Annotated in this window: 18 protein-coding genes; all 18 read right to left on the bottom strand. The window is 35.4% G+C overall.

Annotated elements, in window-relative coordinates; translation table 11 throughout:
• Positions 1-104: 104 nt before the first annotated feature.
• The 18 genes from ilvC to M0D21_RS17485 all read right to left on the bottom strand — a co-directional run bounded on the left by ilvC (position 105) and on the right by M0D21_RS17485 (position 22,942).
• On the bottom strand, positions 105-1,580 hold the full coding sequence (gene ilvC / locus M0D21_RS17570; protein ID WP_248331998.1) for a ketol-acid reductoisomerase: 1,476 nt from the start codon (positions 1,578-1,580) through the stop codon (positions 105-107).
• A 175-nt stretch (positions 1,581-1,755) separates the two neighbouring features.
• On the bottom strand, positions 1,756-2,289 hold the full coding sequence (gene ilvN, locus M0D21_RS17565; protein WP_248331997.1) for an acetolactate synthase small subunit: 534 nt from the start codon (positions 2,287-2,289) through the stop codon (positions 1,756-1,758).
• Positions 2,290-2,291: 2 nt separating this feature from the next.
• A complete protein-coding gene (ilvB, locus tag M0D21_RS17560; RefSeq protein WP_248331996.1) occupies positions 2,292-4,025 on the bottom strand; it encodes a biosynthetic-type acetolactate synthase large subunit in 1,734 nt (577 codons plus the stop codon).
• Positions 4,026-4,079: 54 nt separating this feature from the next.
• Positions 4,080-5,756, bottom strand: coding sequence for a dihydroxy-acid dehydratase (gene ilvD / locus M0D21_RS17555; RefSeq protein ID WP_248331995.1), 1,677 nt, complete (start codon positions 5,754-5,756; stop codon positions 4,080-4,082).
• Between the two features lie 548 nt (positions 5,757-6,304).
• Positions 6,305-6,952, bottom strand: coding sequence for a response regulator (locus tag M0D21_RS17550; protein WP_248331994.1), 648 nt, complete (start codon positions 6,950-6,952; stop codon positions 6,305-6,307).
• A 16-nt stretch (positions 6,953-6,968) separates the two neighbouring features.
• Positions 6,969-7,748 (bottom strand): sensor histidine kinase, encoded by a 780-nt coding sequence (locus tag M0D21_RS17545; protein WP_248331993.1) that lies wholly within the window; start codon positions 7,746-7,748, stop codon positions 6,969-6,971.
• Positions 7,721-8,425: a hypothetical protein gene (locus tag M0D21_RS17540; RefSeq protein ID WP_248331992.1), complete on the bottom strand. Its 705-nt coding sequence runs from the start codon at positions 8,423-8,425 to the stop codon at positions 7,721-7,723. Before M0D21_RS17540 ends, M0D21_RS17545 begins: the two co-directional genes overlap by 28 nt.
• A 34-nt stretch (positions 8,426-8,459) precedes the next feature.
• On the bottom strand, positions 8,460-8,846 hold the full coding sequence (locus M0D21_RS17535; protein WP_248331991.1) for a hypothetical protein: 387 nt from the start codon (positions 8,844-8,846) through the stop codon (positions 8,460-8,462).
• Between the two features lie 218 nt (positions 8,847-9,064).
• Entirely contained in the window at positions 9,065-9,922 is an 858-nt protein-coding gene (locus M0D21_RS17530; RefSeq protein ID WP_248331990.1) for a 5-oxoprolinase subunit C family protein, read from the bottom strand.
• Positions 9,919-10,644 carry a 5-oxoprolinase subunit PxpB gene (pxpB, locus tag M0D21_RS17525; RefSeq protein ID WP_248331989.1) on the bottom strand — a complete coding sequence of 242 codons (726 nt, stop codon included), beginning with the start codon at positions 10,642-10,644 and terminating at the stop codon, positions 9,919-9,921. The genes M0D21_RS17530 and pxpB overlap by 4 nt, the downstream gene beginning before the upstream one ends.
• A 5-nt stretch (positions 10,645-10,649) precedes the next feature.
• Positions 10,650-11,381: a 5-oxoprolinase subunit PxpA gene (gene pxpA, locus M0D21_RS17520; protein ID WP_248331987.1), complete on the bottom strand. Its 732-nt coding sequence runs from the start codon at positions 11,379-11,381 to the stop codon at positions 10,650-10,652.
• A gap of 25 nt (positions 11,382-11,406) precedes the next feature.
• On the bottom strand, positions 11,407-12,630 hold the full coding sequence (locus tag M0D21_RS17515; protein ID WP_248331985.1) for an Nramp family divalent metal transporter: 1,224 nt from the start codon (positions 12,628-12,630) through the stop codon (positions 11,407-11,409).
• Positions 12,631-12,719: 89 nt separating this feature from the next.
• A complete protein-coding gene (locus M0D21_RS17510; RefSeq protein ID WP_394802474.1) occupies positions 12,720-13,853 on the bottom strand; it encodes a DUF2891 domain-containing protein in 1,134 nt (377 codons plus the stop codon).
• Between the two features lie 103 nt (positions 13,854-13,956).
• Positions 13,957-15,495 (bottom strand): YifB family Mg chelatase-like AAA ATPase, encoded by a 1,539-nt coding sequence (locus M0D21_RS17505; RefSeq protein ID WP_248331981.1) that lies wholly within the window; start codon positions 15,493-15,495, stop codon positions 13,957-13,959.
• Positions 15,496-15,576: 81 nt separating this feature from the next.
• The gene (locus tag M0D21_RS17500) at positions 15,577-17,736 is read right to left on the bottom strand and encodes a hypothetical protein (RefSeq protein ID WP_248331979.1); all 2,160 of its coding nucleotides are present in this window, start codon (positions 17,734-17,736) and stop codon (positions 15,577-15,579) included.
• Between the two features lie 14 nt (positions 17,737-17,750).
• A complete protein-coding gene (locus M0D21_RS17495; RefSeq protein WP_248331977.1) occupies positions 17,751-18,956 on the bottom strand; it encodes a DUF4249 domain-containing protein in 1,206 nt (401 codons plus the stop codon).
• A gap of 14 nt (positions 18,957-18,970) precedes the next feature.
• Complete coding sequence (locus M0D21_RS17490; protein WP_248331975.1) at positions 18,971-20,176, bottom strand: DUF4249 domain-containing protein; 1,206 nt, start codon at positions 20,174-20,176, stop codon at positions 18,971-18,973.
• Positions 20,177-20,182: 6 nt separating this feature from the next.
• Positions 20,183-22,942 carry a TonB-dependent receptor domain-containing protein gene (locus M0D21_RS17485; protein ID WP_248331973.1) on the bottom strand — a complete coding sequence of 920 codons (2,760 nt, stop codon included), beginning with the start codon at positions 22,940-22,942 and terminating at the stop codon, positions 20,183-20,185.
• Positions 22,943-22,944 lie beyond the last annotated feature (2 nt).

Raw genomic sequence — 22,944 nt, 5'->3', positions numbered from 1 at the left:
TTCCTTATTTTTGTCAGCCAGGATCTATCGAAGGTCACACAATACACATCTCAATACCTTAACAGATCCGGCCGTACAAAAAATCATTGGTTATTAATAGTTGGTTATACTATTGGTTTCATTGCAGTCATAGATGCTCTAAGTCTTGCTCCTACAACTTCGATAGGGTGATTTCTTAATTTAGCATTCACCTCTATAAGTTTGGCATTATCAACTCCATTTAATTTTCCTGCATGATAAGGTTTACCGATAACATCAGTATCTATATTTTTCATAAAATCTGTCAATAAAGGCTTACAAGCATGGTCAAAAAGGTAACAACCATACTCAGCTGTATCAGAAATTACGCGATTCATCTCAAATAACTTCTTTCTTGCAATAGTATTTGCAATAAGCGGTGTTTCGTGTAGTGATTCATAGTAAGCAGATTCTTCAATAATACCAGAGTCTGTCATAGCTTCAAAAGCAAGCTCTACTCCTGCTCTTACAAAAGCAACCATAAGTACTGCATTGTCATAGAATTCCTGCTCAGATATCTCTACCTCTCCAGCAGGTGTTTTTTCAAAAGCAGTCTCCCCTGTCGCTGCTCGCCAAGACAATAAATTTTTGTCGTCATTGGCCCAGTCTTCCATCATAGTTTGAGAGAAATGACCAGTCATGATATCATCCATATGTTTTTCAAACAATGGGCGCATAATTTCTTTTAGTTCTTCAGATAAATCAAATGCCTTAAGCTTAGAAATATTTGGTAAACGATCCATCATATTGGTGATACCGCCGTACTTCATTCCTTCTGTAATCGTTTCCCATCCATATTGTATAAGTTTTGACGCATATCCAGGATCAATACCTTTTTCAACCATTTTATCAAAACACAAAATAGATCCGGTTTGTAGCAATCCGCACAAAATAGTTTGCTCGCCCATTAAATCCGATTTTACCTCGGCAACAAAAGAAGACTCAAGCACGCCTGCTCTGTGTCCTCCAGTAGCAGCAGCATAAGCTTTTGCCTGTTCTAACCCTTGACCTTTTGGATCATTCTCCGGATGTACCGCAATAAGTGTAGGAACTCCAAAACCTCTTTTATATTCTTCACGAACCTCAGAACCAGGGCATTTAGGAGCTACCATGATTACCGTAAGATCTTCTCGTACTTTCATCCCCTCTTCGACAATGTTAAACCCATGAGAGTAGGATAAAGTTGCTCCTTCTTTCATAAATGGCATTACCGTTTCTACAACTTGAGTATGTTGTTTATCAGGTGTTAGGTTGATTACGACATCTGCCTTAGGAATTAATTCTTCATAAGTTCCCACAGAGAAACCATTATCTGAAGCATTTTTAAAAGACTGTCTTTTTTCTTGAATAGCAGTCTCACGCAGTGCATAAGAAATATCTAATCCAGAATCTCTCATGTTAAGTCCTTGGTTAAGACCTTGAGCACCACAACCTACTATTACAATTTTTTTACCTTTCAGAGCTTCAACTCCTGTTGAAAACTCCTCAGCATTCATAAATCTACATTTCCCTAATTGGGTTAATTGATCTCTTAATGATAGCGTATTAAAATAATTTGCCATTTCCTATTTAATTAGTTGTCTTTTCCGTTCGGAAATTTGATTTTAATTTTGATTGTATATGATTACTTTTTTATGGTGTATCCCTTTCGGGTCGGGCTATTCGCTATATCTTTTTGTAATTACCTTTTTGACAAAATCAAGATGTTAAAAACAAAAAGGATGTCACTATTATCCCTTACACAGCTTCTTCTGTAAAATTTTCTAATATTTTAGAGATATGCATTTTCTCCTTGGTTACCGCAATTCTTCCAGATCGGGTAAACTGCATTAGCCCATAAGGATCCAGTTTTCTATATAAAGCTTCTACCTCTCTTCGTCTTCCCGTTTTTTCAATAACAAAAAACTCAGGAGTTACCGTGACGATATTAGCATTACTGTTTTTAATGACGTTTTGAATTTGACGTTCTTCAAACAATAGCTTAGAAGCAACTTTAAATAGTGCCGTTTCCTGATAGATGATATCTTCCTCTTTATGGTAAAAAGCTTTAATGACCTCTATTTGTTTTTCTATTTGTCCCACAATCTTCTTTACCTGCTCTTCGGTAACTTTTACCGCTATTGTAAAGCGAAATACATCTTTTATTTCAGACTGCGAAGCGGTCATACTATCCAAGTTAATATGACGTTTCAGGAAAATCGCCGATATTCGGTTCAGCAGTCCAATGTTATTTTCGGTATAAACCGATATTGTAAAATTTTCTTTTTCCATAACTACTCTAATCTAACATCTGAAACCGATGCTCCAGTGGGAATCATCGGGAATACATTATTTTCTTTCTCTACACATACTTCCAAAAAGTATGGCTCTTTACTCTCTATCATTTCCTTAATAGCATCTTGTAAATTCTCTCTTTGTGTTACCCGTTTCGAATTGATATGGTATCCTTCTGCAATTTTTACAAAATCTGGGTTTACCATCTCTGTAGATGCATATCTTTTATCAAAGAATAACTGTTGCCACTGTCGTACCATTCCTAGAAAATCATTATTGAGCACAACTATTTTCAAAGGTACTTTGGTTTGAAAAATGGTACCTAATTCCTGAATGGTCATTTGGTATCCTCCATCCCCAATAATTGCAATAACTTCTCTTTCTGGAGCCCCCATTTTAGCTCCAATAGCAGCCGGCAATGCAAACCCCATAGTTCCTAATCCGCCAGAGGTGACATTACTTTTCGACTTCGTAAATTCTGCGTATCTACAAGCAATCATTTGGTGTTGCCCTACATCAGATACTATAACAGCATCTCCATTGGTTTCTTCATTAATTCCTCTAAGCACCTCTCCCATAGAAAGGCCTTCTTTTGTAGGGTATAGTTCTTCTTTAATAACCTTATCAAATTCAATAGTGTCATGATCCTTGAACTCCTGCAACCAATCTTGATGAGAATTTGGTTCTATCAAAGGTAAAAGTTGAGCAAGTGTGCGTTTAACATCTCCCATTACGGCCACATCAACTTTTACATTCTTATCAACCTCGGCTGGATCTATTTCAAAATGTATGATTTTTGCCTGTTTGGCATATGTTTCAAGATTACCTGTTACCCTATCATCAAAACGCATACCTATAGCGAGTAACAAATCACATTCATTAGTAAGCTTATTGGGTCCATAATTTCCATGCATCCCGACCATACCAACATTAAGAGGGTGAGCAGTTGGTAATGCCGACAATCCAAGAATGGTCCATGCAGAAGGAATTCCAGATTTCTCGACAAAATCTTTCAACTCTTCTTCTGCTTTCCCCAAAATAACTCCCTGACCAAAAACAATCATGGGTTTTCTTGCTGCGTTAATCAATTTTGCCGCCTCTTTCAAACTATTGGGATCTGTATCTGGAACTGGTATGTAACTTCTAATTCCTTTACATTTTTCATAGGCGAAGTCTAACTCACCAAACTGAGCATCTTTTGTAATATCTATTAATACCGGACCAGGTCTACCCGATCGAGCGATGTAAAACGCTTTTGCTAGTACTGTAGGTATATCTTCTGCCTTTGTTACTTGATGATTCCATTTAGTAATAGGAGTCGATATCCCAATAATATCAGTTTCCTGAAACGCATCAGAACCTAATAAATGTGATCCCACCTGACCAGTTATACATACCATAGGAGTAGAATCAATTTGAGCGTCTGCAATACCCGTTACAAAGTTGGTAGCTCCTGGGCCTGAGGTAGCAATCGCTACACCAACTCTACCACTGGTTCTAGCGTACCCCTGGGCGGCATGTGTCGCTCCTTGTTCATGCCGTGTAAGTACATGATGTAACTTATCCTGATACTTATATAGCTCGTCGTATACCGGCATAATTGCACCACCAGGATATCCGTAGATTAAATCTACTCCTTCTGCAAGAAGACAACGAATAACTGCTTCGGCACCTGTCATACGCTCGGTAACTATGTTAGTTTTCTTTTTTATCGCTTGCGTTTGTGTTTCCATACGCTTTGTTTTGTTTATAATCCTTTTTCTTTTGAGGATTATCTTCTTATATTTTTAAAACTCGTCTGTCACACATCCCTTGGATGCAGACGAAACTGTATTTGCATATTTGTAGAGTACCCCTCTTTGAAATTTTAATGGAGGTTGCACCCATGCTTCTTTTCTTCTTTGCAATTCTGCATCATCAATAGTAACTTCAATTCTATTGGTTTCTGCATCAATTGTGATCGTATCTCCGTCTTTGACTAACCCTATTACTCCTCCTTCTTGTGCTTCTGGTGTAATATGCCCCACTACAAATCCGTGAGTTCCTCCAGAAAATCTTCCGTCTGTAATTAAGGCTACATCTTTTCCGAGCCCTGCTCCCATAATTGCAGCAGTCGGCTTTAACATCTCCGGCATTCCAGGTCCTCCTTTTGGTCCTTCATACCGGATGACGACGACATTTCCTTTTTGTACTTTACCGTCTCTAATACCATCATTAGCATCATATTCACTATCAAAAACAATGGCTTTTCCGGTAAATCTTAATCCTTCTTTACCCGTAATTTTAGCAACACAGCCATCCTCTGCCAGGTTACCAAACATAATTCTCAAATGACCTGTTGGTTTAATAGGCTCTTCCAAAGGTTTGATAACATCTTGACCTTCTGCCAAATCTGGTACATCTAATAAATTTTCTGCCAACGTTTTTCCTGTAACCGTTAAGCAATCACCATGTAGTAATCCTTTCTTCAAAAGATACTTTAGCACCGCAGGAATTCCTCCTACTTTATGCACATCTTCCATTAAATACTTCCCACTTGGTTTAAGGTCGGCTAAAAACGGAGTTTCATCACTTATACGCTGAAAATCTGCTAAGGTAAATTCTACATCTGCAGCTCTAGCAATAGCTAAAAAGTGAAGTACTGCATTAGTAGAACCTCCTAAAATGGTTACTAGTCGTATAGCATTTTCTAAAGACTCTTTGGTTACTATATCTTTAGGTTTAATATCTTTCTCTAGTAAAACCCTCATTGCTCGCCCAGCATTTATACTCTCTTCCTCCTTTTCTTTACTTATTGCGGGGTTAGAAGAATTGTATGGTAAGGACATCCCCAAAGCTTCTATAGCAGAAGCCATAGTATTTGCCGTATACATACCTCCACAAGCTCCTGCTCCGGGTATAGCATTTTTTATAACGCACTTATATTTTTCTTGAGTTATAGAACCGGCTACCTTTTCTCCCCATGCTTCAAAAGCCGAAACGATATCTAACTTTTTCCCCTCATGACAGCCAGAAGCTATTGTACCTCCATACACCAAAATGGCAGGACGGTTTAATCGTAGCATTGCCATTAGGGCTCCAGGCATGTTCTTATCGCACCCCACTACAGTTACCATTCCGTCATAAGACATAGCTTGCACTACCGTTTCCATAGAATCTGCTATTACATCTCTAGAAGGCAATGAAAATCGCATTCCAGGAGTTCCCATAGATATTCCATCGCTAACTCCAATCGTGTTAAATATTAATCCAACAACATCTTCCTCTATGGTCCCCTGCTTTACCAATTTTGCTAAATCGTTAAGATGCATATTACAAGGGTTCCCTTCGTATCCGGTACTTGCAATACCCACTAGTGGTTTGTTAAAATCTTCGTCGGTAAGCCCAATAGCATGAAGCATAGCCTGAGCAGCGGGTTGTGTATCGTCTTGAGTAACTTGTTTACTATATTTATTTATGCTCATTTCTTTATAAATGTGTGTTTTTTGACAATTATTCAAAAAATTAACGGTTTAATTATCATATCATTAATAACTAAAACAAACCGTGATATAAAATTATTTCGTTGCAGTTAAACCTTTAAAAATTATTCAACACCCTTACAACATCCAATAACAATTCTAACATTATTAAACATTGATTATCAAGTATTTAAAACCAAAATATTTACAATCACTACTTGTTAATTTTATTTATTCTTTCTTTTTTTAAAACAAAAAAACTCCCTTCGATCAAGAAGGGAGTTTTTACTATAACATATATCAATACCCTTCTTTATGGTGATCGAATCACCACAATAATAATGACATTGATACTATTGTTTTTTACTATACTCATACTCTTAAATTATAAAATCCCTTTACAAATTGTAAAGGGATTTTATATATATGTTTTATAAATACCGAATCCCTTTCAAGATGAAATAATCACCTCGACAATAGATACAGTACTAATATTTATATTTTTTGCTTTCATTTAAAGGTTCAAATATATATTTTTTTCTTTAGAAACACTATTCAACTTTAAAAAGTTTATTTTTCATACAATAAATCACTAACCCCACCCTTGTTTTTACCTGTAACTTTTTAAAAACGGTTTCTCTATAATTTTCTATAGTCTTCGGACTTAAATTCATTTCTTTCGCGATATCACGATAGGTAAGTTCAGAACATGCTAGTTTCAAAAATTCCCATTCTCGCTCTGTAAGCTTCTCATGAAAATTCTTGTCCTCATAATCTCCAGAGTGACGTAATGCACTTTCTATTTTTCCTGAATAATAAAACCCTTGTTCGATTACCATTTTCATAGCAAATTCGAAATTCTCAGGATGAATATCTTTTAAGAGATATCCTTTTGCTCCAGCCCTAAGCATCTTGATAATGGTCTCTTCATCATCTTCCATGGTAAGGGCTAATACTTTTTGTTCTGGTTTATTCTCTTTTAACCATTGCATGGTCTGAATACCATCCATCACAGGCATTTTTACATCGAGTAAGATGAGATCAGGAATTTTTCTTTTGTGCAAAAAATACTGGGTAAGTTCTTTACCATTCTTAAGGATTGCTAGTACCTCATATTCTTCAAGCTTAGAAATAAGACTTTCTAAAGATTGTGCAAACAACAAATGGTCATCTACAATAACAACGGTCTTTTTTTTCATGTGAATTATTTTTTAATCAATCCTTATGCTTTGTTGGATAAGACAAGATAAGCAAAACTCCTTTTCCAGGAGCAGATTCATATTCAAAAGTCGCATTTACAAGTCCGGCGCGACTTTTCATGTTTAGCAAACCAGAATTTGCCTGAACCGAATTCATATCGAAGCCTACTCCATCATCTTGTATTTTTATTATCACGTTGTCGGATGTGAACTCTAATTTTACATTTATATTGGATGCCTCTGCATGTTTTATGGTATTGGAGAAAAATTCTTGTACGATTCTATACAGAATAATCTCGTCTTTAGGATCAATATGCACTTCTTCACCTATCACCTCTAGACTAGTACTTAAAAAATTAAGTTTCTCAAATCGCTGAAGTTCTACTTGAATAGATTTTTCTAACCCGACATTCTGGATAACTTCGTGATTCAAGGTTTTAGAAAGGTTTCGTATTTCCTGAAGGCTATCACCCACCAGATTACGTACGTCTTGCAAAGATTCTGAAGCTTCTTCATTTACTGAAGTTCCTAAGATATTGATTTGCATCACTGCGGTAGATAACAATTGCCCTATATTATCATGAAGTTCCCAACTTACATTTTTAAGAGCTTGCTCCTGAATCTCAATACGAGATTTGAAAATTTCATCTTCAAAACGCTGTTCTGCTTTTAGTTTCTCAAGAAGTAATTTGTTTTTTCTTCGCTGAAAAGCAATAAAAAATATAATTCCGAATACTATAAAAAAAAGTATTATTACAACGAAATATATTATGAGTAAGATTTGTTTTTCCGGCATAATATGAACCCAATAATATAACAAGTATACATAAAAATATTAGCACAGGATAAAATGATCCATCTAATTTCAACAAATTTCGTAGACTTACTCAAATCAAAATATTCTTGATAAATAAAGAGAGGCGTCACTACCAAATGAAGAGTCAAGGAACCTATTGCAACATAAAAAGGTAATTCTCTATGAAATGAAAGGATTTTGTCACTTTTCAAAATTTCATAGAAATAAAACATTATTCCCAAAAATATCAAAATAGAACCTAAAATATGTCCAACAAAAGAAGGCCCTTTAAAAAAAACATCTGTAAAAATTAAATCTCCAAAACAGCACATCAAATAACAAACCAATGATACGTTAAGAATTTGATTCCCTAATTTAGTTTTTACATTTTCTTTAAAATACAGCACATAAAAGAAAGCATTTACAACTACATAAATATTATAGGCCCAAAGATTATTTAGTAAAAAAGTATTCTTAAGGAATTTGAATCCCTCAACATTCTTGATTAACCATGGAATCCAACCAAAAGCAATTTCATTGACTACCGTTAACCATAAAAAATAAACAAAATACCGAGTCATTCTACTTACTCGGTATTCCGCTTTTTTTAAATATATGGTTCCTGCAATAGCAGCAAGAATTTCTACAAGGTTAATTATTAATTGATAGTATAACATACTTATAATTTCATTTGAAAAATGAAGTCATTTTTCAATAAACAACTGGAGGACTTCCAAGACCACCAAAATTATAAGGTTCTATATCATAATTATTTTGAGCGCTATCCCCATCTTTACCTGTTCCAGCAGGAGCACCTGTGGGAGCAAAAAATACGGTAGCATACCCTCTATTCATTTTACACTTTGTTTCTGGATAAGCTCCAAAATAAATTCTAACTCCAGGATTATCAATCCCTTGCTTTCTAGATTTTCGCTTCACGTACTTTAAGTACTCCATTAATTCTTCTACACTCCACCAAAACTCTCTAGTATCTTCAAAACCAAGACATTTATCAATTTCCGGAGTTCTGGTATCACACCACGCTTGTTGAAGCTCTTTCGCATCTTCTATACTGATGCATTTTTTGGGTTTTCCCATAACATTTATTTTTTTAAGTTCACTCCCGCTAATATATTTAAAAATAAGCCTTATTTACAAACTCCCCTCCCCTTTATTTATGCCCATTTGCAGCAAAACCATAAAAAAAATGAATAAGTATAAAACGTACAGGAGGTTAGCATTTCTTAAAAAAATGTAAAAAAGGGTATTTATCCCCTGTCGAAACAGGGGAAATTCCCCCTACTACCACAGCCTTATTAAAATTCTATTTCTTTAAAAAAGAAATGTTCTTTGGTTCTCTTCTGTGCGATATTATTTATAGATGCTTCACCTAACTGTAAAACCCTAGGGTACCCTCCTGTAGTTTGACAATCTCTCATTAACACCATCAATTTCCCAAAAGGAGTCAATTGCACCGTACCTGGTAAAACTGGAGATGTTAACATAGAAGGGATCGAATTAGGTAATACTTCAGACAATTGTATTGCCATACGACTTGCTACATTAGAAACTGTGAATTTAGAGGTGAATAACAAATCCTTTTGTTCTTCAGTCAATAGATCAAACTCCGGTCCTTTATAAACTTTAATAATAGTCGGTTCATACTTCGATTCCCTTATGGCAACCTTTGCAGAATGACCTTCATAGCCATCCCACTTTTCATAACTAACTTCATCTCCTTTAGCCAATCTATCTGAGCGTGTAATACCTTTATAAAACGATCTACTACCTAATATAACTTCAGACAAAAAACCTTTCTTAATTCCTACATAACCATATTTTTTATTCTTACAAAAATCACCTTTTAAAACATCATTTTCAAAAACCTGTATCTGACGATTATTCTCTATCTTTTTACCATTCAGAAAAAAGTCAGTTTGTGCACCAGTTAACGTTATACAAGTAGATTCAGAAAATCGTAAAACGGGAGGTTTAAAAACCCATTCTAAACAAGCACAATCTTCATCATTATTTAAAAGTAAATTTGCAAAATCGTATGCGCTTTGATCCATTGCTCCACTTTTTGGCACACCCATCTCTCCATAACCCAGACGCCCTCTATCCTGAATAGATGAATAAAATCCTGAATTCAAAATTTCTACAATGCCCATCATAAAAAATTAGGATTTAAATCAAAATTATTCATTTCTACTTTAGCACTTATATCGTTATAAATTTTTTCTTCTATCGATACAAATTGAATACAATCTCCACATCTAACGAAGACAGGATTTTCCTTTTTAACATCGAAAAAACTCAACGGGGATTTACCAATAACATGCCAGCCTCCAGGACTATCTTGTGGATATATACCTGTCTGACTTCCACCAATAGCCACAGCACCTTTTTCAACTGTCAAAGAAGGTGATTTTTTACGATCCAAAAACAACTTTTCGTCTAATCCACCGAGATAACAAAAACCAGGTAAGAACCCTAAGAAAAATACCGTATACACATTACCCGTATGCAGTTGAATTACTTGATCTACGCTAAGTGATTTTGTTTCGGCAAAACTTTCAAGATCTGGCGCTAACGAAGCAGAGTAGCAAACAGGAATTTTCCAAAGTCTTTTTTTAGACACTCCTAGAGAAGAAGAGTCATCATACAATGATCTTAACACCAAAACCTCGCTATAGACATCTTCTATAGTAGACATATAACAAATTAACATCGAGTTATATGATAAGATTACCTCAACAATTAGTTTATCACAGTATTTTTCTATATTTTTTTTATAATAGAGCTGGTCTTTTAAGGTTTTTTCACTGATTTTTGCAGGCCATTCTATCAGAATTGACTTTTCATTATACTGCCTATACCGTAATTCAAACTTCATAAACCCTATCTAAAAACATAATTCAATTGAGAAAATTTTGCATGTAAAAATTTTAATATATCTACAGATTTTGGGTTATCCCCATGAACACAAATAGTATCAAAATCAACAGCTAAATCCTCCCCTCCTATAGTTGTAATTTCCCCTTTAGAAACCATTTTATACACATGCTCAAAAACTTTGTTTGGGTCGGTGATAACAGCATCTTTTTTTTGACGTGACACCAAGGTCAAATCCGCATTATAATTCCTATCTGCAAACACTTCATTTTTCACCAACAAAACACCTTCAGCAGAGACCGATAATCTAGAGTTTCTTTGCGTTAAAACAACTAAACTTTCATCGATATTTTTAACTACACTAACAATAGCTGTGGCAACATCACGATTTTTCACTGCATCATTATAAAGCGCCCCATGTGGTTTAACATGATGCAACTCTCCACCACAATCTTCAACAATATTTTTCACCAACTTCACCTGTCTTGATAATTCTTCCACCAGATCATCTTTTGAAAAAGTCATAGATATTCTACCAAAATTTTCTCGATCTGGATACGATGGATGTGCCCCTATTTTCACTTCATGCTTCAAAGCAAGTTCAACTGTTTTCCTTATCACCTTTTCATTACCAGCATGACTCCCGCAGCTAATATTACACCAAGATATATATGGCATGATTTGTTCATCAAAACCAGCCTCTTCACCTACGTCTGCATTAAAAATCAACCTCTTCATTTCCTACAATATGTATTTTATATTCCTACAAATTTTCGATTACTTTCCAAATACTTCTAACACCCAAAAACAATGTTATCAAGACAATCAATACACCAACCATATTTTGAATCTTAGTGTTTGTATATTTTCCTAGTAACTTTTTATTATTTACCACCCATAAAAGGAAACCTGCAATAACTGGAAGAAGAAGTCCATTTGTGACTTGAGCAAACTGAATGATCTCTATAGGTTTAATCCCTAATGATGAAAAAATAACTCCTAAAACAAGGATAAAAACCCAGACTAACCTAAACTTAATACTCTTTAGTCCTCCCCCCCATCCTAAACAGCCTTTAACAACATATGCGGCCGCTAAGGGAGCTGTAATAGCAGAAGTAATTCCTGCTGCAAAAAGACCTAAAGAAAGAATGTATTTTGCTGCAACTCCAAAAACCGGCTCCAAGCCTTTTGCCAAATCTGCAGCATTGGCAACCTCTATATCCTTAATAGAAGCTCCAGAAACAATAATAGCCATAGACATTACTCCTCCCAGAGCAATAGCCAAAACCGTATCGTTTCTCACCATATTAAGTTCATTGGGATCTCTCCATTTCTCTTTCACCAACGAAGCATGTAGAAAAAGGTTATAGGGAACTACAGTAGTTCCTATCAAACCGATTATAGTAAGAAGTTTTTCTGATTCTAAACTAGGTACAAATCCCTTTAAAATCATCATAATGTCTGGTTTTGTGACAATAGCTGTAAGCAAAAAAGCAACACTCATTAAAAGCACTAAGACAATTAAGCTGCGCTCCAGAATCTTATAGTTTCCCAAATACAACAGTATAAACGCCAATACACCTATAATCAAACTCATATAATTGAAAGTATACGCCCCAACTTGAACATCTGGCCGTCCTAAAACCGTAGACAACCCAAGAACCCCTCCACTTATATTACCGGCTTCGTAAGCTGCGTTACCTATAAAGATCGCAGATATTATGATCACTATAAAACTCCACTTAGCAATTGGATGCTTATCAAATTGAGTTCTTATTACTTCACTCAAACCATTTTGAGTAACCACTCCCAACCTAGCTGCCATTTCCTGAAGTACAATACAGGCGACAACAGACAGCGCAAGTGCCCACAGTAGGGTAAATCCAAATTTTACACCGGCAATAGTGCATACTGTTACTGTTCCAGGGCCAATAAAAGCTGCCGTCACCAAAGTTCCCGGGCCAATTCTTGAGAATAACCTTTTCATATGTTTATCGTACAATTTTATAGATCACATAGCATTCGAAAAACAATTATTACCCTATGTGTTCAAAATTTAGTTGTCACTTATCTCAATTATTGAGTATTGGCATCCAAGGCATAAATAGCAAAAGAACCTAACCAATGTCCTCCTTCATAAGCATCGCCTACCAGATTTGGCAAGGAATAATTGACATGCCTATTTGCCACGTAAAAAAGATGTTCATACTCTTTATATTGTTTAGCTAACCCATACAACACCCAAGCTCTACTAAAATTCAACCCATCTAAATGCACCAATTTTCCATCATTACGATCTGATACTTCTCCCACTTCGATATTGAAGTTTTTAGCTTTTAACTGTGGCATGAAATCAGAAATCCACTGTTCAAATTCTTTTTGATCAAGCACCCTTCTCATAATGTCTATTTCTTCAAAACAAGGAGACAAAAAATCATACCCACTTGGCTCCCATGTAATAGGACATCCTTCGTCGTTTGAATAGAATTCCCGGGCTTTATTCTCAATACTTTCTTTAAGTTTAAGGTTACTCATGGTATTTGCATAATCCCAGGCAAAAGACAACCCAAACGCTGTATTTGTATGTTCACCTACACGGATAGGATATCTAAGCTTAGGTAAAAAATCAATAAACTTTTGAGCGATAAGGTCTGTTAGCGGTTGCAAATTAACCTCTAATTCTCTGGCTACGGGATCATCCCATGTATGCAGCTCCTCTGCCAACTTAAGTAACCAGGCCCAGCCATATGTTCGTTCATATGATTTGTTATGTTTATCTCCAAAATATTCTATTTCTTTCTCAATATTTTCTTTTGAAATATTCTCTTTTAGTTTTACAATTGCCTCTTCTCTTTTCTCTAGTTTTGGAAACTTTTTCAATAACTTAACCAAAGACCAGTGCCCATGTACCGAAGAATGCCAATCGAAACACCCATAAAACGCAGGGTGTAATTCTTTAGGTTCTCCCAGGTTTTCTTTTCCGCCTAACGTTTGATTCAATTTATTTGGATATTCTACTTGCACACATTCTAGAGGTAAATTTGCAAGGGTATTTGCCTGATCAAAAGTGAGTTTTAGAGGTTTTTCAATAGGGTTTGGAGTCTCTACTGAATTAGCAACCTCTTCCTCAGAGTTTTTTTCTTCTGATGCGGTTTCATTTTTACAACATACAACTAAGAATACTATAGCCAAAAAAGATATTGGACGCATTAATGATATTCGTAACATTTTAGAACATTTATTTCTAAAAATATCATTTTTGAAAGGGTTACGAATCAGATTGTTAATAACAACCACAAATAGTTCATAAAATCTATCCCAACCAACCTTCCCGGTCAAGACTTCTGTACTGAATTGCTTCAGAAATGTGATGTTCCTGTATATCTGAAGACCCTTCTAAGTCTGCAATAGTCCTTGATACTTTTAAAATTCTATCATACGCTCGAGCTGATAAATTCAGCTGTTCCATTGCTGTTTTAAGAAGTATTTTTGAAGAAGCATTTAACTCACAAAACTCACGTATTTGCTTTACTCCCATTTGCGCATTATAGTGTATATTTTGAAATTTTAAAAACCGTTGTGTCTGGATATCTCTAGCTACAATTACCCGTTTACGTATTTCTACACTTGACTCTCCATTTCTTTCTTCACTCAATTTATCAAAAGGTACAGGAGTCACTTCGATATGAATATCTATCCTATCCAACAAAGGCCCCGAAATTTTACTTAAGTATCTTTGCATTTCAGCTGGAGAAGAAGTAACGGGAGCATCTGGGTCATTAAAATACCCTCCTGGACTTGGATTCATACTTGCCACCAACATAAAACTTGACGGATAGGTTACAGTGAATTTTGCTCTTGAGATTGTCACTTCTCTATCTTCAAGAGGTTGCCGCATCACCTCCAGCACACTCCTTTTAAACTCTGGTAATTCATCAAGGAATAAAACTCCATTATGAGACAATGAAATCTCTCCAGGTTGTGGATAAGCACCCCCTCCTACTAAGGCCACATCGGAAATCGTGTGATGAGGGCTTCTAAAAGGTCGTTGAGCCATTAAACCCACATTATCTTTAATTCTCCCTACCACGCTATGGATTTTAGTAGTTTCTAAGGCTTCTTGTAGTGACATGGGTGGCAAAATACTCGGAAGCCTCTTGCTCAACATTGTTTTACCACTTCCAGGAGGCCCCACCAATATAATATTGTGACCTCCAGCCGCCGCAATCTCCATACATCGCTTTATGCTTTCTTGCCCTTTTACATCTGCAAAATCAAATTCAGGATTGTTTAATGCGGCATAAAACTCTTGACGAGTATCAACTTCGGTTCGCTGTAACCCCTTGTTACCATCAAAAAAATCAATTACTTCCTTGATATTTTCTACCCCATAGACTTCTAAATTATCTACGATTGCAGCTTCTTTTGCATTTTGCTGTGGAAGAATAAACCCTTTAAACCCTTCCTCTCTGGCTTTTATTGCAATAGGTAACGCCCCTTTAATAGGCTGTAAGTTTCCATCTAAAGATAATTCACCCATAATAAGATACTCTGAAATCGACTCAGCTTTCATTTGAGAACTTGCCGCCAAAATACCCAAAGCCAAAGTCAGATCGTAGGCAGAACCTTCTTTTCTAAGATCTGCCGGAGCCATATTAATTGTAATTTTTTTTCCAGGAAGTTTATATCCGTTATTCTGAAGTGCAGCAGCAATACGGTAACTGCTTTCTCTTATTGCGTTATCTGGCAACCCTACCAAGTGATACCCAATTCCCTTGGCTATATTCACCTCTACAACTACTGTAGTGGCTTCTACCCCAAAAACAGCACTACCGAATACCTTAATTAACATAGTTCCTTATTTTTACTTTTCAGCAAAAATAGGATGAGTCAGTTTCAATTTTTGAAACTGATTATAAATACAGTAATTTACTTATTCTACCTCTAATATTTCTCTTGCAGAAACAGAAATACCATCCTTAGTAAACCCTTCCAAACACACCTCATAGATACCAGGATTATCAGACGTGAAAAATTCTATATTTAAATTCTCATCTGTAAAATTGACACTAGGCACCCATAAAAGTTGCTGTCTAAAATCAGGAATATGATTAGATACTTCGGCATTATTGTCATTGTAGAATTGAACAAAATAATTTTTCCTTATTTCTGGTAAGAATAACTCAACCTTTTTAAGGTAACTCTTATTATAACTTTTGTAAAAATCTTTGTTGTATGTTGTTATATCAAGAACACCTTGAAAAATCTGGGAACTCATAAAATATGGTTCTCTTGAGAAATTAATCTTCTCTACCCTATTGGCATTGAAGTTTACGATATCATTATGATCCTGAATCATCAAACCATCTACCATTACGAGAGGAAGAAAATCTGCTCCGTTAAAAATTGGTTTTTCTTTTTTGATTTGAAAAATATAATTTTCATTACCTATTTCCTTTGTCCTAACATTGTCTACAATTTCTACAACGGTTTCTTTTACCGTTGGAAATCTTGTAAATTCATCAAGATTATACCCACTCAAACGACCTCCATAAAACGGTAATTGTGGTTTTGGCAAATTTATAGTATCTGGTTTTGCACTAAAATACCCATTACTAATCTGGTTTTGAACACTTCTGTCTAAGATCATTTGCTTCATATTTTCTGAAATCGAAAAATCTGAAGTAAATGATATTGTATCATAATCTAAAGGGGAGTGACCAAATATTTCAATGGTAAAATTAGTGGGATCCCCTAACACTTGCAGGTATGCTTCATTTTCTACAAAAGGTCTATCAAGATTCATATAAAAAACACCATCCTTATCGGTAGTTGCAACCTTAAGATCGTAAGAACTACCTGGAACAGAAAGCACCACCTTTTTATTCTCCAGCTGCAGATCAGGCTTAACACCTTTGATTTTTCCTGAAAGCAAACTACCTCTTAACTCTGGAAGAAAAAATGCACTTGAAGAAGTTACTCCTAAATTTCTTTTAGACAACCCTCTTGCCCACTTTTCGAATTTTTTGGTTGTTAACCGTGCTGGAATAGCAATAGTATCAATTTTTCGTACAGATAACGAGCCGTAAATCTCAAGAGAAGGGTTGTTCTTTTTCAAACTTAGTGTTACTTTTTCTCTTCTATTAAATTTCTGACTGTCTAACTCCATGCTCACCAGAGCATCTTTTAATACCTGAGTAATACTATTCTTATCGGCTAACGCCTTGGTATTTTTATTCTGTTTATTTACTCTTTTGGTATTAGAAGCTACTGCCCTTACCTCTTTTTCCTCACCTTTACCATTCTCTTCGACAACTATATCTCTCTGAAAAACCATTTCTTTCCCTGAACTCTTCACCCATTGAGGGTATACTTTAAGTTTATAATTCCCAGAAGGTATATTTGAGGGAACAAAAAAGTCACTTTGCCCCTTTTCTGATTCAAAATTAATCTCATGCCGAAAAACGGTTTTACCATCCTCATCAACCAACTCCATTAAAGTCATTTTTACAGCAACTTCTTTTTCTTTTTGAGGACTCTTCTTCGTTTCCTGATTTTTTACTGTTGACACCTCCGTGCTCTTTACCTCACTCTGATCCAAAATCTCCTCTAACACTGAAGCCGTTTCCTCTTTCAGAATCTTTTTTTGATCTCCTTGATATGGATTGACTATTACAATATCAGATTGAAAAAAGGTGTTTATACCATAATTGCGCATCCATTGTGTATAGCAAATTAATTTATAATTACCTGAAGGTATCGAGGTAGGTATGAAAAAATCTCCTTGGCCTTTTCCTAATTCCAAACTTACCTTATGTCGAAATATCAAGTCTTTATCCTGACTTACCAATTCAACATAAGCTACTTTACTAAGACTACTTAGTTTCTTATTGTTGTCTGACAAACAATACACCCTGTAATACATATATTCTCCAACAAAAAACAAGGACGAGTTGTAATGAACATACGTCGTTTCTGTTGGAATATTCTCAAAACCTTTTTGAGAACTAGTTTGTTTAATTCCAGTCTGAGCTATAACTAGCTGACATATCGAAAAAGAAAAACCTATTAAAAAAAATATACACTTATTCATAATCAATTTTGATATTATTCTTCCCAGAAATCTGGAACTTCACTACTACCTAATTCTCTACAGTCCCCACATATTTTAGGAACCAGTTTATATGGCCCCTGTCCATCTGGAGCATTATCATCGTTAAAACCTTCAAAAACAAACAAACCAGTATTTAATGCATCAATCAATGGCGAAAAGCCAAATAGAAAAAGATCCGGTGCCAGTATATCACACTCATCTACAAAAGGGGGCAAAGGACCTTCAGGAAAAAAGTCTGCGTGCTCAATAAATATACGTTTAGATGATACCGATGATACATCAAAAAAACCAACTACTTTTTCATCTGGATTAGTAAGAGATCTTAAATTTCCGGCTATAAAACCAGGTTGGGTTTGAGCAAAAAGACTTTCAAAATCAGAAAACTCCTGCAATGTTTCATAAAAGGAATAGGCTTCTGGCGACTGCACCAATTGTTTTACCAAAATACTATATCTATTTTGTATCAAGTAGTTATCAATAGCCAAAAACCTGACAGGAAATCGACTCACTTTATTCTCACTAAAATCTACCGTCGAAGCAAGTATAATATCTGTAGAGGCATTAGTAGCATAACACACTCTTGTTTCGTCTGGCCTTGGAACAAAATCAAAAACTGGAGGGTTTTCTGACACTACAACAATATCTAATGGAGTCCACTCTGGAGGAATAATCTCATTAGTTTCCTCATATATATATCTAAAAAACTTTGCATTTCCCGAGAGATCCTCAGTATCTACAAAAACATTAATACCCTCACCATTCTCATCGTTGGTTACTCGTTCTGCGTATACATCTCCAATCTCTACTGCCGGAGTCAATGATCTTAAGCCTGAAACATATTCATTATCAGAAGTCCTCACCATCAACTGATATTCACGTCCTGCTACTGCCATAAAACTTGAGGAAGCCACATATCTTCCTGGTGCTACTTCATTAAAATCGTATTGTGTAGATAGATTTTCTATTATGGTAACTTGAGCACCGGTTTCAAACTCCTGTTCTTCATTAAAGCGATAGGTTCTGGATAATATTACCTCGTGCTGTTTCATTTCGTTAGTTAGCGTAGCATCAATGATTAAAAGGCTTTCAAAACTTTCTATTCCTTCTTCAAAAGGTTCTACACAAGTTGTCATTAGCAATGCCACACACAGTGCTGAACCTAATCGACATATTTTTTTTATAACAAACTTATATTGCATGTAAAATTTTGATATTATTCTTCCCAAAAATCTGGAATTTCACTACTACCTAATTCCCTGCAATCCCCACACACCTTGGGAACTATATTATAAATGCCCTCACCTTCTAAAGGATCTTCATTAAATCCCTCAAAAACAAATAAATTAGTACTTAATGCATCAATAAGAGGCGAAAAACCAAAAAAGGAAAGCATTGGTGCTGTTACATCACATTCATCTACAAAAGGAGGTAAAGGTCCCTCGGGGAAAAAATCTACATGTTCAAAAAATATACGTTTAGATGATACTGATGACACATCGAAAAAACCAACTACCTTTTCCTCTGTATTTGTAACAGCCGTTATATTTCCAGCTATAAACCCGGGCTGAGTTTGAGAAAACAAATTCTCAAAATCTGAAAATTCTTGCAATGTTTCATAAAACGAATACGCTTCGGGAGATTGAACTAATTGTTTCACCAATATACTATACCTATTTTGAGTCAAATAATTATCTACGGCAAGAAACCTTACAGGGAAACGATTCACTTTATTCTCACTAAAATCTACCGTAGAGGCAAGTATGATATCTGCAGAGGCATTAGTAGCATAACAAACCCTACTCTCTACTGGTCTATCAACAAAATCGAATGTAGGAGGGTTTTCAGACACAACAACAATATCTAACGGAATCCAATCAGGCGCAATAATTTTATTGGTTTCTTCATATTCATATCTAAAAAATTTTGCATTACCCGTAGGGTCTTCAGTATCTACAAAAACACTAATCCCTTCTCCATTTTCATCGTTGGTTACTCGTTCTGCATATACATCCCCTATTTCTGCAACTGGAGTTAAAGACCTTACATCTGAGACATATTCATTATTATTAGAGGTTCTAACAACCAACTGATATTCACGCCCTGCTACGGCCATAAAACTTGAAGAAGCTATATATCGACCTGGAGCAACTTCGTCGAAATTATATTGAGTAGATTGATCCTCTACAATGATAACTTCTGCCCCCGTTTCAAATTCCTGCTCTTCATTAAAGCGATAAGTTCTTGACAATATCACCTCATGCTGTTTCATCTCATTGGTTAAAGTAGCATCAATAATTAAAAGGCTTTCAAAACTTTCTATTCCCTCTTCAAAGGGTTCTACACAGGTACTCATTAACAATGCCACAAATAACACTGAACCTAATCGACATACTTTCTTAACAACAAACTTATACCACATGTCTAGTTAGAATTTAAGGTTATAGGTAATGGAAGGGACAGGTATTGAAAAAATAGAACTCTGTAAGGGTTTTATCTCCCCATCTTCGGCTACAAAAAACACCGAGAACGGGTTGTTTCTTCCCAATACATTATATATAGAAATGGTCCAAAAACTATGCGCCAATTTCTTATTCTTATGATTCCCTTCTACATTAAACCCAAGATCAAGTCTATAAAAATCAGGGATTCTAAACCTGTTACGATCACTAAACACCACGAATTCAGATCCATTTAGGGTAAATTGCCCTACAGGAAAGGTAACAGGTCTTCCCGTTTGATATACAAAATTTGCAGATAGACTAAATCGTTTAGTGAACTTATAATTGGTCACCAAACTTATATCGTGAGGTTTATCATAATTGGCGGGGAAGAAATTTCCATTATTCACCACTTCTTCTGGAAATTCACTATCAAGCTTAATCAGTGACCTTGAATAGGTGTAGCTTAACCACCCATTGAGCTTACCGCTATTTTTTCGTAGTAGAAACTCTACTCCATAAGCTTTACCTTCACCTTGCAGCACCTCGGTTTCTACATTTTCGTTCAGTAATATTTGCGAACCAACTTTAAAATCTAAAATATTATCAAGCTTTTTATAAAAACCTTCGATACTCAATTCATACACTCCTTCATTAAAATTTTTAAAAGCTCCGAAAGAGATTTGCTGTGCTCTTTGAGGTTCTATGTTCAAGTCTGAAAGCTTCCAAGTGTCTATTGGTGATACTGTTGTATTATTGGATAACGTATGAATATATTGATAAGTATTACTATACCCTGCTTTCAGTGAGAAATTTGGCCAAAGAATATATCGTGCCGAAAATCGTGCCTCTAAACCATCATAGGTCTGTATCACTTCATTATTCTTATATTGAATAGTATCGATTACTGTACCTTCATTTCTTGGTCTATTCTCCTCATATCGCCTTTGACTACCTTCTCCTAAAGCATTGTATAATGAGTATCTAATTCCAGCATTTACTGAAAACTTAGGTGTAAAATCAAACTTCCCAGAAATAAAAGCAGCAGACTCCAACGCTTTTTCTTTATCGATAGTTAAAGGAGTAATAATGGAGCCGTCACCATCGGGCTCTATACTTCCTGGTTGTACCTGATATAGCTTATTAGACAGTCCATAATTGAATTTATATTTAGGACTATGGTTATAATCCATTTTAAGTTTTAACTCGGTTTCGTTTACACTATATCCCAGTTTAAAATCATCATTTGTTTCTCCATCAAAATTAATATCAAACTCGTATCGACTATTTGCTAGCAAGACATTACCTTGATGTTTATCATTAAATTTATGATCCCATTTTAAAGAGATCGCTTGATTACTATACACATAGGTTGAATCTGAAGTTATACTAAAGTCGTCTCTACTGTAGTATCCTGTTGCTTTAATGTTATTCTTCTCATTGATCTTGTGATTATAGGTAATAATACCATCATAGAATGAAGCTTCACTATTATTTAGAGCTTCATCATCCAGCGATCTTAAGATCCAATTGGCATATGCACCTCTCGCACCAATCATAAGGCCAGATTTTTCCTTTACAACTGGTGTTTGAACCGTAATATTACTGGTGACTGGCCCCAAAGAGGCTTCTACCTCTAGCTTTTCTGTATTTGGGTCTTTGGTTTTAATATCAAACACCGATGAAAGTCTACCTCCATATTCTGCAGGTATGGCTCCCTTATAAATATCTACTTTACCTATTGTAAAAGGATTCAATGCCGAGAACAACCCAAAAAAGTGTTGGGGGTTATAAATTAATACATCATCTAAAAGTGTAAGGTTTTGATCTGCTTTACCTCCACGTACATTCAGTCCTGCAGCTCCTTCTCCAGCTGTGGTAATACCAGGTAAAGCGGTAGCAACTTTTAACACATCACGTTCCCCAAGAACAAGCGGAATATTTTTTGAAGCTTCAACATCGACCTCTTCCTTACCGGTGACTACATCCTTTACATTCTGGTCCCTATTTGATTCTAAAATCACGGCATCTAGAACTTCTAAACTTTCATCTAGATTAAAATCTAATTCTCCGTCGTTGAAAATAATTACTCTTTTTCGTGAGTCTGCTATTCCCAAAGAAGCTGTACTTAAAATATTTTCTCCTGCCGGTAATTCTATTTCGTAATATCCATTTTGATCTGTGCTGGTCCCTAAATCTTTTCCTTCTACCACTATAGCTAAATTTGATATAGGTTTACCTGTATTCGCTTTTCTTGCATACCCTTTAAGGACATAAGTATCTCTATTATCCTTAGTGGCTTTTCCAATTCTTACCGTAGGAGTTTTAACCTTTGAAGAACGTTGCTTTTTATCATAAAATATAGGTGCAATTCTACGCTTCTTTTGGGTTTCAATTATACTATCTTTTTTCTCTCCAAAAAAGCGTTCAGGAAGTTCATCATAAATGATAATATTTCTTGTAAGAACAACTTCTTTCTCCTTCAGAATATAATAGTTTAACAGAGTATCTTTAAATAGATCATCTAAAATAGTCTCTAAAGGTACATTTGTATAAGTGCCCGATACTACTTCTTCTTTCAACCATTCATCTAGGTAGTAAAACTGTAAACCTGTTTTTTCTTGAAGCTGTTTTATAGCTGTTTTTTGGTCTGTGTTTTCAAAAGATATTGTTACTAAATTAGTAGTATCTTGCCCTTGAGCGATTTTAGAAAAAAGCAAAAGAGTTACTAGTAAAAAAAACCTCATTA

This window comes from Aquimarina acroporae (genome assembly GCF_023195925.1).
Classification (GTDB): Bacteria; Bacteroidota; Bacteroidia; order Flavobacteriales; family Flavobacteriaceae; genus Aquimarina; species Aquimarina acroporae.
The sequence above is the reverse complement of the archived record's forward strand: the minus strand, read 5'-3'. Positions and strand labels throughout refer to the sequence as shown.